The 13,540-nt window shown below is 64.3% G+C and carries 13 protein-coding genes and 1 pseudogene; 8 read left to right on the forward strand and 6 right to left on the reverse strand.

Translation table 11 applies throughout. The annotated features are described in order from the left end of the window. Together EN818_RS12590 and bchE are read left to right on the forward strand one after the other, a co-directional pair. Nucleotides 1-477, forward strand: coding sequence for an Lrp/AsnC family transcriptional regulator (locus EN818_RS12590; protein ID WP_095805193.1), 477 nt, complete (start codon nucleotides 1-3; stop codon nucleotides 475-477). 201 nt (nucleotides 478-678) lie between these two features. After that, nucleotides 679-2,247, forward strand: coding sequence for a magnesium-protoporphyrin IX monomethyl ester anaerobic oxidative cyclase (gene bchE / locus EN818_RS12595; RefSeq protein WP_095805192.1), 1,569 nt, complete (start codon nucleotides 679-681; stop codon nucleotides 2,245-2,247). Between the two features lie 7 nt (nucleotides 2,248-2,254). Here the strand turns inward: bchE and argB are convergent, their stop codons facing one another. From argB to EN818_RS12610, 4 genes and pseudogenes are all read right to left on the reverse strand, one after another. Then, nucleotides 2,255-3,148 carry an acetylglutamate kinase gene (gene argB / locus EN818_RS12600; RefSeq protein WP_095805191.1) on the reverse strand — a complete coding sequence of 298 codons (894 nt, stop codon included), beginning with the start codon at nucleotides 3,146-3,148 and terminating at the stop codon, nucleotides 2,255-2,257. Nucleotides 3,149-3,354: 206 nt separating this feature from the next. Next, the gene (locus tag EN818_RS33615; protein ID WP_245518821.1) at nucleotides 3,355-3,501 is read right to left on the reverse strand and encodes a hypothetical protein; all 147 of its coding nucleotides are present in this window, start codon (nucleotides 3,499-3,501) and stop codon (nucleotides 3,355-3,357) included. A gap of 182 nt (nucleotides 3,502-3,683) precedes the next feature. After that, a pseudogene (locus EN818_RS12605) lies at nucleotides 3,684-4,850 on the reverse strand (amidase); the annotation flags it as partial. An 89-nt stretch (nucleotides 4,851-4,939) separates the two neighbouring features. Then, complete coding sequence (locus EN818_RS12610) at nucleotides 4,940-5,830, reverse strand: LysR family transcriptional regulator (RefSeq protein ID WP_095805190.1); 891 nt, start codon at nucleotides 5,828-5,830, stop codon at nucleotides 4,940-4,942. Between the two features lie 94 nt (nucleotides 5,831-5,924). On the opposite strand from EN818_RS12610, the gene EN818_RS12615 reads away from it, so the two are divergent. The 5 genes from EN818_RS12615 to msrB all read left to right on the forward strand — a co-directional run bounded on the left by EN818_RS12615 (nucleotide 5,925) and on the right by msrB (nucleotide 9,689). Continuing rightward, a complete protein-coding gene (locus EN818_RS12615) occupies nucleotides 5,925-6,854 on the forward strand; it encodes a DMT family transporter (protein WP_095805189.1) in 930 nt (309 codons plus the stop codon). A gap of 115 nt (nucleotides 6,855-6,969) precedes the next feature. Beyond that, nucleotides 6,970-7,509 carry a sigma-70 family RNA polymerase sigma factor gene (locus EN818_RS12620; protein ID WP_095805188.1) on the forward strand — a complete coding sequence of 180 codons (540 nt, stop codon included), beginning with the start codon at nucleotides 6,970-6,972 and terminating at the stop codon, nucleotides 7,507-7,509. Beyond that, the gene (locus EN818_RS12625) at nucleotides 7,506-8,225 is read left to right on the forward strand and encodes an anti-sigma factor (RefSeq protein WP_095805187.1); all 720 of its coding nucleotides are present in this window, start codon (nucleotides 7,506-7,508) and stop codon (nucleotides 8,223-8,225) included. Before EN818_RS12620 ends, EN818_RS12625 begins: the two co-directional genes overlap by 4 nt. 213 nt (nucleotides 8,226-8,438) lie before the next feature. Beyond that, complete coding sequence (locus tag EN818_RS12630; RefSeq protein ID WP_095805186.1) at nucleotides 8,439-8,996, forward strand: fasciclin domain-containing protein; 558 nt, start codon at nucleotides 8,439-8,441, stop codon at nucleotides 8,994-8,996. 195 nt (nucleotides 8,997-9,191) lie between these two features. Further along, nucleotides 9,192-9,689 carry a peptide-methionine (R)-S-oxide reductase MsrB gene (gene msrB, locus EN818_RS12635; RefSeq protein ID WP_095805442.1) on the forward strand — a complete coding sequence of 166 codons (498 nt, stop codon included), beginning with the start codon at nucleotides 9,192-9,194 and terminating at the stop codon, nucleotides 9,687-9,689. A gap of 109 nt (nucleotides 9,690-9,798) precedes the next feature. On the opposite strand, the gene EN818_RS12640 is transcribed toward msrB, so the two are convergent. Continuing rightward, entirely contained in the window at nucleotides 9,799-11,400 is a 1,602-nt protein-coding gene (locus tag EN818_RS12640; RefSeq protein ID WP_095805185.1) for a DHA2 family efflux MFS transporter permease subunit, read from the reverse strand. 107 nt (nucleotides 11,401-11,507) lie between these two features. Next, nucleotides 11,508-12,692 (reverse strand): HlyD family secretion protein, encoded by a 1,185-nt coding sequence (locus EN818_RS12645; protein ID WP_095805184.1) that lies wholly within the window; start codon nucleotides 12,690-12,692, stop codon nucleotides 11,508-11,510. A 134-nt stretch (nucleotides 12,693-12,826) separates the two neighbouring features. On the opposite strand from EN818_RS12645, the gene EN818_RS12650 reads away from it, so the two are divergent. Then, nucleotides 12,827-13,522, forward strand: coding sequence for a TetR/AcrR family transcriptional regulator (locus tag EN818_RS12650; RefSeq protein WP_129553562.1), 696 nt, complete (start codon nucleotides 12,827-12,829; stop codon nucleotides 13,520-13,522). The last annotated feature ends 18 nt before the right edge of the window (nucleotides 13,523-13,540 follow it).

The raw sequence follows: 13,540 nt of genomic DNA on the forward strand, positions 1-13,540 counted from the left end.
ATGCCTCAGCTTGACGAGTTCGAGATAAAGATGCTCGACATCCTGCAGCGCGACGGCCGAAAACCGGTGTCCGAACTGGCGCAGGAAATCGGCCTGTCGACGACCCCGTGCGCGCGCCGCTTCGAGGCCCTGCAAGGCGCCGGCATCATCAAGGGCTTCGCCGCTATTCTCAGCCGCCGCTCGCTCGGCCTGATGGTCGAGGTTTTCGTCCAGGTCCGCCTGGTCAGCCACAGCGACGGCTCGCCGGAAAGCTTCATCGCCGCCGTGCAGCGCATGGATGAGGTCTCGTCCTGCTGGACGATGACCGGCGACTACGACTTCCTGCTGCATGTGATGGTGCCGTCGGTGGACGACCTCAACGCCTTCGTCATGCACCGGCTGATGCGTTTTCCCGGCGTGCGCGATGTCCACACACAGCTGGTGCTGCAGAACATCAAGGGGCCCGGCCACGTGCCGCTCGCGCATCTGCGGCGCTAGCGGCCTTCCAGCAAAGGTAAACAGCGTTTTCCGTCCGGACTTGCACGAAAACAAACTTTGGAGCGGGCAAGAAGCTGAACCGCTCGAGAGGCCAACCTCGCCAATTCTCTGCAAAAGCTGCTCGGAAACTGCTGAACCGCGCCAAGCCGGCTTCGCCATCGACCGCTAGGACCGGCGGACCAACCGCAATGGAGGTCCGCCATGAACATCGTGCTGGTCAATCCGCCGCACACCGCCATCGGCAGCCGGGTGCCCGATGATCACCTGCCGCCGCTCGGGCTCCTGGCGATCGGCGGCCCGCTGCTCGACGCCGCCCATCGGGTGCGCCTGGTCGATGCCGAGTTCGGCCCGATGCCGCTTGGGATGCTCGTCGATGAGGCGTTGCGCGACGATGCCGACGTCGTCCTCATCGGCCATTCCGGCTCGACCTCGGCGCATCCGACCGCCTTGCGGATCGCTGAGATGATCAAGCTCCGCGCGCCGGGAGCGATCATCATCTATGGCGGCGTGTTCCCGACCTATCACTGGCGCGACATATTGAGCCAGACACATGCCTTCGACTTCATCGTGCGCGGCGAGGGCGAGGCGACCATCGTCGCGCTGCTCGAGGCGCTGGAAAAGCACCGGCCGTTCTCGGGCGTTGCCGGCATCGCCTATCGCGACGATCTCGGCCGCCCCTTCGCCACGCCGCCGGCGACGACGATCGCCGGCCTCGATGCCTACCGCATCGGCTGGGAACTGATCGATCATGGCCGCTACAGCTATTGGGGCGGCAAGCGGGCCGTGGTCATGCAGTTCTCGCGCGGCTGCCCGCATCTTTGCAACTATTGCGGCCAGCGTGGCTTCTGGACCCGCTGGCGGCACCGCGACCCTGTCAAGTTCGCCAAGGAGATCGCCTGGCTGCACCGGCAGCATGGCGTCGAACTGGTCAACCTCGCCGACGAGAACCCGACATCCTCGAAGAAGGCCTGGCGCGCCTTCCTCGATGCCATGATCGCTGAAAACGTGCCGGTGCTGATCGTCGGCTCGACCCGCGCCGACGACATCGTGCGCGACGCCGACATCCTGCATCTCTATCGCAAGGCCGGCGTCATCCGCTGGCTGCTCGGCATGGAGAACACCGATGAGGAGACGCTGTCACTGATCCGCAAGGGCGGCAGCACCAGATCCGATCGTGAGGCGATCCGGCTGCTGCGCCGGCACGGCATCCTGTCGATGGCGACCTGGGTGGCCGGCTTCGAGGACGAAGGTTTTCGCGATCTCTGGCGCGGCTTCCGCCAGCTCATCGCCTATGACCCGGACCAGATCCAGGCCCTTTATGTCACGCCGCATCGCTGGACTCCGTTCTTCCGCATCGCCAAGGATCGCAAGGTGATCCAAAGGGACGCGCGCCTCTGGGACTACAAGCACCAGGTGCTGGCGATGACGCGGCTGAAACCGTGGATGCTGTTCTTCACCGTCAAGCTGATCGAGCTCGCCGTGCAGTCACGGCCGAAGGCGCTGGCGCGCATCCTTTTCCACCCCGATCCCGAGCAGCGGCATTCGATGCGCTGGTACACCAAGATGGGGCGCCGGGTCTGGCTCCGCGAGGTCTGGGGCTTTCTCGCCCGCGATCGTCGCGTGAAGGACGGCCCGACGCTAGCCGAATTCTGGGGCGCGCCGCAGGATGTCGAGGAGGAATCGATGATCTTTCGGCACCCGGCGCGAAAGCCGGCCGCGCCCGTCATCGAAGCTGGGCATGTGTCGGGTGAAAGAAGATTAGTCGGCTGAAGATTTGCTACGGCACGATCAGCGTGCCGGCGCCGTGCTCGGTGAACAGTTCGAGCAGCACCGAATGCGGCGTCTTGCCGTTGAGGATGACGACGCCTTCGACGCCGCGTTCGATCGCCTCGATGCAGGTCTCGACCTTCGGGATCATGCCGCCCGACACCGTGCCGTCCTTGATCAGCGCCCTGGCCTCGGCGACCGTCAGCTCGTCGATCAGCTTCTTGTTCTTGTCGAGCACGCCGGGCACGTCGGTGAGGAACAGCAGGCGCGAAGCGCGGCAGGCCCCGGCAATCGCGCCCGCAAACGTGTCGGCGTTGATGTTGTAGGTGTGGCCGTCGCGGCCCGGCGCCACCGGCGCCAGCACCGGGATCATCTCCGAGCGCGCCAGAAGGTCGAGCAGCGTGCGGTCGACCTCGACCGGCTCGCCGACGAAGCCGAGATCGAGCACCCGCTCGATGTTGGAGTCCGGATCGATCATCGTCTTGCGCGCCTTTTCGGCGAACACCATGTTGCCGTCCTTGCCGCACAAGCCGATCGCCCATTCGCCCTCGGCGTTGATCAGCGCCACGATCTCCTTGTTGATCGAGCCGGCCAGCACCATTTCGACGATCTCGACCGTCTTCTGGTCGGTGACGCGCAACCCGCCCTCGAACTTGGATTCGATGCCCATCTTGCTGAGCATGGCGCCGATCTGCGGCCCGCCGCCATGCACGACGATCGGATTGACGCCGGATTGTTTCAGAAGCGCGATGTCGCGGGCAAAGGCCTTGCCGAGCTCGTTGTCGCCCATGGCGTGGCCGCCATATTTCACCACCACGGTCTTGTTCTCGTAGCGCTGCATGTAGGGCAGCGCTCTGGAAAGCAGCGCGGCCTGCATTTCGGCGGTGGCGGCGATGTCCGTCATCGATACGGCTCCCAAAGTGGCTAGTGCATGTCGCCCAAAAGTGCGCAGCGGTTTTGGGAGAACGACATGCATCAAAACAAAGATCTAAAGCGCGTCGCGCGAATCTGTAGGTCGCGATGCGCTTTGGGATGGCGCGCGTCTTAACGGGAATTGCCGCAGGCCGCAAACGGCTTTGCGGTCACAATGACGAAATCGTGCTTGCAGTTCTAACCAGGCGTCTTCAATGGCGCGCGCCGCCCGAGCCAGCCCGACAGCTTCTCCATTTGCGCGGCAAGCGACAGCAGCGTCTCCTCGTCGCCCGGACGTCCGGCCGCCTGGATGCCGAGCGGCAGCCCGGCGGCCGTGACATGCACCGGCAGCGCGATCGACGGCTGGCCGCTGACATTCTGGATCGCCGGCCAGTGGGTGAACCAAGGCTCTTGTCCATCAATTGCCCGAACAGCGACTTGATGTTGAGGAGCCGGGTCAAATGCAGCTTGTCGAGCAGGTTCTCGATCAGTTCGTCGGCGCCTTTCGGGTCCATCGAGCCGCAGGCAAGCGGCGGGTGGGCAATGATCGGCATCAGCACCGCGTCGTAGCGCGCGGTTTCGGTGATCAGGCGGCGCGACGCGGCGCTGAGCCGCTGCAGCACCTGGTAGATCTCACCGGCCGGGATGATCTCGCCGAAGCGGGCGAGCACGCGCGTGGCGCGCTCGAGGTCGCCGATCACACTGCGGCCGACGCGCAGGGTCTCGGCGCGCATGGTGCCGGCCACCGCCGAGACGACCGACTTGCAGAAGTCGGCCATGAAGTCGCGGTCGATATAGGGCAGGTCGATCTCCTCGACCGTGTGGCCGCCCTCGCGTGCCAGCGCGACCGCCCGATCCAGCGCTTGCAACGTCTCGGCCGATACCGGCAGGCCGACCGGTGATTTCCTGTAGACGGCGAGGCTGAGCTTGCCCGGGTCGCGCGCCGCCGCCGCGGCGAAGGAGCCTTTCGGCGCCGGCGCCGCATAGGGCGAGAGCGGATCGGCGCCATGCGTCAGGTCGAGCAAGAGTGCCGTGTCGCGGACCGAGCGGCTGACGGCGTGGTCGACGACCATGCCGTACCAGCTCTCGCTGACCAGCGGCGTCAACGGCACCCGGCCGCGCGAGGTCTTGAGCCCGACGAGGCCGCTGCAGGCGGAAGGCACCCGGATCGAGCCGCCGCCGTCCGAGGCGTGCGCGGCCGGCACCACGCCCGCCGCCACCAGCGCCGCGGAGCCGCCGGATGAGCCGCCGGTGGTGTGTCCGGTGTTCCAGGGGTTGCGGGTGACGCCGAAACGGGCGGACTCCGTCATCAGCCGCAGCCCATGCTCCGGCGACGTGCTGGTGACGATCGGGATCAGGCCGGCAGTCAGATAGCGCTCCACCATCACGGAGTTGAAATCCGCCGTGAAAGCCGGGACGCGGCTGCCGCCATGGACCGGCACGCCCTTGATGCCGATGCCGAGATCCTTCAGCGCGAAGGGCACGCCGGCGAGCGGCAGCTTGCGGTCGACTGTTCGTGCGCGCGTCCGCGCGGCGTCGTAGAGCGGCTCGGCGATGGCGTTGATGTCGGGCCGTGTCGCCTCGGCCCGCGCAATCGCCGCATCGACCAGCTCCGGCGGCGAGATTTCCCCCTTGTGCACGAGCTCCGCGAGCCCGGTCGCATCCTGTTCCCAAAGCACGCGCTCGATCGACATCGCTGTTTTCCCGCCCCGGAAGGCCAAACCACTTTGCAATCATCACCGTAGGAAACGATCGCCGGCAAGGCTAGGTAGAAATCGCTCGCTCAGGCGCAGCGGAAATGTTCGATGAAGGCGCGAAGCGGCCCGAGATGCTGGAGCGACTTGGGGAAATAGACAAAGAATCCCGGCCGCGATGGTGTGAAACGAGACAGAACCTGGAGGAGCGCTCCATTGTCCAGATCCTGCTGGACCCCGCGCCTCAGCGACCAGCCGATGCCCAGGCCCAAGCGCGCGGCGTCGACCACGGCTCGCATGTCGTCCATGATGAGCGGGCCATCCACCTCGACCGATAGATCACCTTCGGGACCGTTGAACCGCCATTCCGACAGGCGGCCCGACGTGACCTGCCGATGGCGGATGCAGACGTGATCGAGTAGGTCCTGCGGGCGAGATGGAACGCCGTAGCGCTTCAGGTAGTCCGGCGCAGCAACGTATGCCGCCTCTTCGAAAGGCGACAGGCGAACGGCAATCATCTCGTCCTGCAGGTAATCGCCAAGACGGATGCCGGCATGAAAGCCGCGAGCGACGACGTCCGTCAAGGCCTCGTCGATCGTCAAGTCGAGCACGATCTCGGGATAAGCCTGCTGGAACGCGGCGATCCTCGGCGCCAGGATCACCTGCCAGGCTCGAAAGGGCAGCGTTATCCGCAGCCGGCCCGACCGCGCTCTCGCAGCGTTGCGGACCGAGCCCAGAGCCTCATCGAGGGCTGCCAGCAAATGGCTGCTGCTTTCATACAGGGCTCTCCCCGCGTCGGTCAGGGTGACCGACCTCGTGCTTCTCAGGAAAAGCGCCGTTCCAAGGCGCTCCTCGAAGGTCTTCAACTGATGCGAGATCGCTGGCGGATTTACGCCTAGAACCCGTGCCGCCGCACGCAACGAGCCTTGCCTGGCAATGACCACGAAGGCCTGAAGGGCGGGCAGGTCAGAGCGGTCCATTGTTCGATTTTCTCGATTAGTGAAGTTCAATTGAGGCGCCTACCCGCCATTATGCCATCCTGCGAAAACAGGGTCCATTGCATTGGAGGCCCGGATGCCAGGATCGAAAAGTCCCTCTCTAAGGATCGGGTCAGGTGTCATCACCATCCTGGTCACCGTCTTCGCCATGGCGCTTGCCGACGCATTCATCAAGTTCGTCAGCGCCGACATGACGCTATGGCAAATCTACGTGCTGAGGTCGCTCTTCGTTGTTCCAGTCCTGGCTTTGCTGGCCGGACGCCGCTCCTGGCCGTCGGGGCTGAGATGGATCCTGCTGCGCAGCCTCGCCCTCACGCTGATGTATCTGGCCATATACGGGGTGATCCCCTTCTTGAGCCTGCCGGTGCTGGCGGCATCGCTTTATACCGGACCGCTTTTCATCGTTGGGTTGTCGGCGGTCTTTCTGCATGAGCCGATTTCGGCGCGGCATTGGCTTGCCATTTCGACAGGCTTTGCCGGCGTGCTTCTCATCGTTCGGCCGGCGGCATCCGGGTTCACCCCTCTGGCTCTTGTCCCGATAGTCGCGGCTTTTCTCTACGCGCTTGCCGCGGTGCTCACGCGCGCAAAATGCAGCCACGTTCCGGCGCTGACGCTGACCCTTTGGCTGAACCTGGTGCTGCTTGCCTTTGGAAGCGTCGCGAGCTTGTCGATCGCATATGCGGGCATTGGCTCCGCGATGCATTATCCATTCCTGTCCGCAAGCTGGGCCACAATGGACGGCCACAACTGGCAAGTGATCTTCATTCTTGCCGGGCTCATGGTCGGGATCAGTGTCGGGTTGGCGAAGGCCTACCAGTCGCCGCGGCCGCAGGTCATCGCGACATTCGACTATGCCTACCTGCCGTTCGCCGCATTATGGGGCTTTGTCTTCTTCGGCGAGATCCCGGATCTCTGGACCGTACTTGGCATGGCGTTGATCGCGGCTGCAGGGTTGATCGTCCTGCGCGCAACGAGCCGAAGAACGCCATCCACCGTTGCGGTTTGACAGGTGCTTCGAATTCCCCGGCGAGCGCCACGGAGGCATCGAAAGTTCGGCAACCTCTGGTGGATAGCCCTGGGCGCCCGTTGCAAATAGATCGCAATCTTCTAATTTGCCCGCCATGGGGCCTCAGGATATCAGCAAGCTGATTGTCCGGACTTCGATGAAGGACCGGGCCGCGTTCGATCTGCTCTACCGGCAGACCAGCGCGAAACTCTTCGGCGTCTGCCTTCGTGTATTGAGGGACAGGGCAGATGCGGAAGAAGCGCTGCAGGAGGTCTTCGTCAAGATCTGGACGAAGGCGGACCGTTTCGCCGTTTCCGAGCTGAGCCCGATTTCCTGGCTGGTGGCCATTGCGCGCAACCATTCGATCGATCGCATCAGGGCGCGGCGCAGTCCTTCCGCCAGCATCGATAACGCACTTGACGTCGCCGATCCGACGCCGGGACCCGAGGCCGCAGCCGTGGCGGGCGGCGAGACCGAACGCATCCACCATTGCCTCGACGAACTGGAGAAAGACCGGGCGGCGGCCGTCCGGGGCGCCTATCTGAACGGCGAAAGCTATGCCGAGCTGGCGGAACGCCACAAGGTTCCGCTGAACACGATGCGGACTTGGCTGCGGCGAAGCCTGCTCAAACTGAGAGAATGTCTGGAAAGATGACCCTGGCGGAAGACAACGGACCGGAACGCGGAGGCGACGACCTGCTCGCCGCCGAATACGTTCTCGGCGTTCTGCCGGCCGACGAACGCCAGATCGTTTTGCGCCGCATCGACACCGATACGGCTTTCGCTCGCCTCGTCGAGGCCTGGGAGGCCCATTTTGCGCCGATGGCGGCGGCCTATGCCGCGGTCGAGCCACCGCCGGCAGTGAAGGCGGCGATCGACCGGCGGCTGTTTGCCTCGCCGGCCGCTTCCGCCGAACCGCGCGCCGGCCTGTGGTCGAGCCTCGCCTTCTGGCGCAGCCTGACCGCAGTAGCGATTGCTGCGCTCGCGCTTTATATCGCGCTGCCTTATCTCAGCCCCCCGGCGCCGCAGCCCGGGACCAGGCTGGTCGCCTCGCTCGCCGCCGACAACAGCCCAGTCAAATACCTCGCCGTCTACGATGCCGCCCGCCGTGAGGTCGGCCTGTCGCTGGTTTCCGGCGACCGGGGCACCGGCAAGGATTTCGAGTTGTGGATGATCGAGGGCAAGAACGCGCCTGTCTCGATGGGCGTCATCCCCGCCGGGCAGACCGCACGCATGGCCGTCTCGCCGATCGTTCAGCAGAAGCTCGCGCAAGGCGCCGTGCTCGCCGTCAGCCTCGAGCCGGCGGGCGGTTCGCCGACCGGTCAGCCGACCGGGCCCGTCGTCGCCGCAGGCGACCTCAAGGGCATCTGATCGATATCCTGCCAAGGGGAATTTCCGAGACTAGAGTAAGTCTATTCGGGGGCTCCTCGCGCAGAACCGCCAGTTTCAGGCGCCAACCGGCGATGGCCATTCAGCTTTCCTGGCTGAAAAAATCTTCATCACCACGTGAAACTAAGTTTTTCTTGCAGCGTATCTCCTCGCGTTCCCAAAGGACGGGAAAAACAACCCGAGGAGACTGACACCATGCGTAAACTCGCCACCCTTTTGCTTGCCTCCATCATCGGTTTTTCCACGCTCGGCGTGGCTGCCTATGCCGCCAATCCGATGGTCGGCGGCGCACCGATGTATGCCAAGAAGAACATCATCGAGAATGCCGTCAATTCGAAGGATCACACCACGCTGGTCGCCGCCGTCAAGGCCGCCGGGTTGGTCGACACGCTGGAGGGCGCCGGTCCGTTCACCGTCTTCGCGCCGACCAACGAAGCCTTCGCGGCGCTTCCCGCCGGTACGGTCGAGACGCTGCTCAAGCCCGAGAACAAGGACAAGCTGACCAAGATACTCACCTGCCATGTCATTGCCGCCAAGGCGATGGCCGCCGACGTCGCCAAGATGGCCAAGGCCGATGGCGGTGCGCATGAGGTCAAGACCGTCGGCGGCTGCGAGCTGACGCTCAAGTCGCAGAAGGGCAAGGTCACGGTGACCGACGAGAACGGCAATGTCGCCCATGTCACCATCGCCGATGTGCGCCAGTCGAATGGCGTCATCCACGTCATCGACAAGGTTCTTCTGCCGAAGATGTAACAAAGCGCGCGCGGCCGTCGAAGATAGATTGTCTCCGCCGGCCGCACGATCGTCCTCCCATGATCCGTGCTGTCGTCTAGCGCCGCTCCGCACCGCCAAGGGCTTGGGTCGATGCGGAGTGGCGCGCGGGCCGTCACCGGCTTTTGATTTTCCGGCGGCGCCATAGTTGCTAAGATGACGTCAGGAGGAAAGGCCATGAACCGTCGCGATTTTCTCTGGAGCGGTGCCGCCGCCATCGCCATCGGAACCGGAGCGACGCTGCGCATCGGCGGCGCAAAGCCGGCTCTGGCCACCGAGACTTTCGAGATCACCAAGACTGATGCCGAATGGCACGCCATCCTTTCCGATGCAGCCTTCGACGTGCTGCGCCGGGAAGGCACCGAATATCCAGGGACGAGTCCGCTGCTTAACGAGCACCGCAAGGGCATCTTCGCCTGTGCCGGCTGCGACCTGCCGGTCTACCCGTCGGAGACGAAATTCGATTCCGGCACCGGCTGGCCGAGCTTCTGGCAGGAGATCGCCAACGCGATCGGCAAGACCGAGGACCGCTCGCTGGGCATGACCCGCACCGAAGTCCATTGCCGCCGCTGCGGCGGCCATCTCGGCCATGTCTTCGATGACGGCCCACCGCCCACCGGCCTGCGCCACTGCATCAATGGCGTGGCGCTCAGCTTCAAGCCGGCCGCGGCCTGAGCGGCGCCTGAGCTGCAGGAATTTGAAGCTTTCAAAAACATAACCCCGGAAATCGTTGCCGATCTCCGGGGTCATGCACGAGGGCGCCGGGCGGGGGATCCGGCGCGCCTCAATGGCCTCCGCCGCCGCCGGCTTGTTCGGCGGGCTTGTTGATGAACAGCACGAAAAGCCCGAGCGTCGCGAACAGCACTGTCAGCATGAAGAACACATCCATGAAGGACAGCAGCGAGGCCTGCTGCTGCACCATGCCTGACAGTTTCGAGATCGCAGCGCTGGGGGCATCGAGCCCGGCGGTCTGTTGGAAATTCAGCGTCATGTTCTGCAGCTTGGCCTGAGCCTCGGCGCTTCCCCACTGCACATGCTCGGAAAGCCTGGCGTAGTGGAACGCGTTGCGGTCGATCAGCACCGTGTTGATGATGGCCAGGCCGACGGCGCCGCCGAGATTGCGGGTCAGGTTGAACAGGCCGGACGCGTTCTTCAGCCGCTCCGGCGGCAAGGTGCCGAGCGCGATGTTGTTGATCGGCACCATGCACAGCATCATCGAGCAGCCGCGCAGGATCTGCGGGATCAGCAGCTCGTAGAAATCCCAGTCTGCTGTCAGGTGGGTCATCCACCAGGTGCCGGTGGCGAAGCCGAAGAAGCCGATCATCATCATCAGCCGCAGATCCATCTTGCGCGACAGGATGCCGGAGATGGGCGCGGTGAAGAACATCGCCAGGCCGCTGACGAACAGCGCCTCGCCGATCATCATCGAATCATAACCGCGGATGCGGCCGAGATAGACCGGATAGAGGTAGGTAAGTCCGTAGAGCCCGATGCCGATGACGAAGGAGAATATCGAGCCGAAGGCGAAGTTGATGTTCCTGAACGCCTTGAGGTCGACGATCGGCTCCTCGGCGGTGAAGACGCGCCAGAAGAAGACGATCCCGCCGATGGTCATGACGATGGCGCTGATGAACACTGCCTGGTCCTGCAGCCAGTCATTGTTCGGCCCCTCCTCCAGCACATATTCCATGCAGCCGAGCAAGGCGGCCATGCCGGCCAGCCCCCACCAGTCGAACTTGCTGAACAGCTTGAGGTTCGGCTTGTCGAAATCGATCAGCGACCAGGCCGCCGTCGTCACCAGTATGCCCGGCACGACATTGACCAGGAACAGCCAGTGCCAGGACATGGCGTGGCTGATATAGCCGCCGACCGTCGGCCCGATGGTCGGCGCCAGCGTCGCCACCAGGCCGATCATCGGCGAGACGACGGCGCGACGCGACGGCGGGAAGATGGTGAACGCTGCCGCGAAGACGCTCGGGATCATGCCGCCGCCGATGAACCCCTGGATGGCGCGGTAAACGATCATCTGGTCGATGTTGGTCGCGGTCGCGGCGAGCGCGCTGGCCGCCGTGAAGCCGGCAGCGGCGATCGTGAACAGCACGCGCGTCGACAGCATCCGGCTGAGAAAGCCCGACAGCGGGATCATCACCACCTCGGCGATCAGATAGGCCGTCTGCACCCACGGGATCTCGTCGGAGCTGGCGCTCAAGCCGGCCTGGATTTCGGCCAGCGATGCCGAGACGATCTGGATGTCCAGGATCGCCATGAACATGCCGAACACCATCGCCAGGAAGGCGACGACGCGGCGAACCGGCATGTGGTCTGCGGGTGCGGCGGCGGCCGGCCGTGCTGGTAGTGATCCTGCGGTTATGGTTGCGGTTGCCATATCCTGGCCTCCTACAGCAATTCCAGGAAAGGAATTGCGTCCGAACAGATCGTTGGCAGGCTGGGCGGCTCAGCGCTCAATCGGCCGCTGAGCCGCCGCCAAAGCAGCTAGTTGGTCGTCGCGGCGGGCGCGGTGCGGCTGTCGGCGGCGACGACGACGCTCAGGCCGGCGCGCAGCTTGCCGGTCTTGAGCACGGCGGCCGGCACGTCGATGCGCACGGGCACGCGCTGCACGACCTTGGTGAAGTTGCCGGTGGCGTTTTCCGGCGGCAGCAGCGAGAAGACGGCACCGGAGGCCGGCGCCAGCGACGAGACCTTGCCCTCGAAGCTCTGGCCGTCGATCGCGTCGACCGTGATGCGGACCTTCTCGCCGGGCACCAGCCGGCCAAGCTGCGTCTCCTTGAAGTTGCCGACGATGTAGAGCTTGTCCATCGGCACCACCACGGCGAGCTTCTGGCCGGGGCTGACGAGATCGCCCTGCTCGACCGAGCGGTTGCCGACGACGCCGTCATAAGGCGCCTTCAGCACCGTGAAGGACAGGTCGCGCTGGGCCTTGTCGCGGGTGAGCTGCAGCGAAGCGAGCGTGCTCGCCGATTCGGCGCGCTGCGCCTCCAGCACGCCGATATTGGCCTGCGCGGCGGTGATCTGCGCATCGGCGCCGGCAAGTGCCGCCTTGGCCTGGTCGAGTGCCGTCTGCGCGTCGTCGAGCTGCGCCTGCGTGCCGACATGGGTCTTGAGCAGCTGCGCGGCGCGATCCTGCGCGCGCGCGGCGTTGTCGGCGGCGGCCTGATCGGCGCTCTTTTGCGCTTCTGCCTGCGCCAGCGAGGCCTGTGCGGCCTTGGTCTGGGCGTCGATGCGGTCGAGCGTCTTTGCCAGCGTGGCGATCTGCGCCTCGGCTTGGGCGACGGCTATCCGGTAGTCGCCGTCCTCGATGATGAACAGCGGATCGCCGGCCTTGACCTGCTGGTTCTCGCCCACCAGCACCTTGTCGACATAGCCGGAAATCTTCGGCGACACGAACGACATGTCGGCCTGGACATAGGCGTCGTCGGTGGAGATCATGAACCGGCCGTCGGTCCAGAAGTTGTAGCCATACCAGGAACCGGCGCCGAGCAGGCCGAGCCCGATGATCGGCAGGAGCAGCGAACGGAGCGAACGCTTCTTCTTCGGGGGAGCTTCGGCCGGCGCGACGGGAGCGGGCTGGATAGGGATTTCCGGCGCTTCGGTCGAGGGCTGGACCTTGGCGTTCGGGAACGTGCGGACTTCGGCTGTAGCGGGCGCATTCGAGGACATGATAATCTCTCTGGGCAAGTCAGTCATACTGAACCGTTCGGTTCGAATTGGAGATTGACATAGCGCGTAAAGAGGATCATATCAAGTGCAAATCGAACCGCTTGGTTCGAAATATTTCGTGAGGTGTGACTTTAATGGTCGAAACGACAGCCGATCGCGATCTGCTGGACACGCGCAAAGGCCGCCCGGCCGCCGGGCAGGATCCGATAAAGCGCGCCCAGATCATCGAAGGCGCACGCCGTGTCTTCATCGACAAGGGTTTCGAGGCCGCGTCGATGAACGACATCACGCGCGAGGCCGGCGTGTCGAAGGGCACGATCTATGTCTATTTCGCCAACAAGGAAGAGCTGTTCGAGGCGCTCATCGAGGAAGAGCGCGGCACCATCTTCAAGAACATGTACGAGGTGCTCGACCATTTCGACGACCTGCGCAAGACGCTGGTCAAGTTCGGCACGATTTTGTCGGTCAAGATCACTTCTGCCAAGGTCATCCAGGCGCAGCGCACCGTCGTTGGCGCCGCCGACCGGATTCCCGAGCTCGGCGCGCGCTTCTACGAGCGTGGCCCCAAGCGCGGCCATGACAAGGTCATGCTGTTCCTCAACGCGGCCATCGAACGCGGCCTGCTCAAGATCGACGACGTCGATCTTGCCGCCTATCAATTTACCGAACTCTGCCTTGCCGGCCTGTTCCGCCAGTGCATCTTTTCCTATCGCAGCAAGGCGCCGAGCCAGGCCGAGATCGAGCATGTGGTGAAGTCGGGAGTCGATGTCTTCCTGAAGGCCTACGGCACCGAGAAGCTTGCCGCCGAGGAGCAGGCACGGACCGCATGATCCAGGCGCCTTATGCCT

This window comes from Mesorhizobium sp. M3A.F.Ca.ET.175.01.1.1 (assembly GCF_004791945.1).
GTDB lineage: Bacteria > Pseudomonadota > Alphaproteobacteria > Rhizobiales > Rhizobiaceae > Mesorhizobium.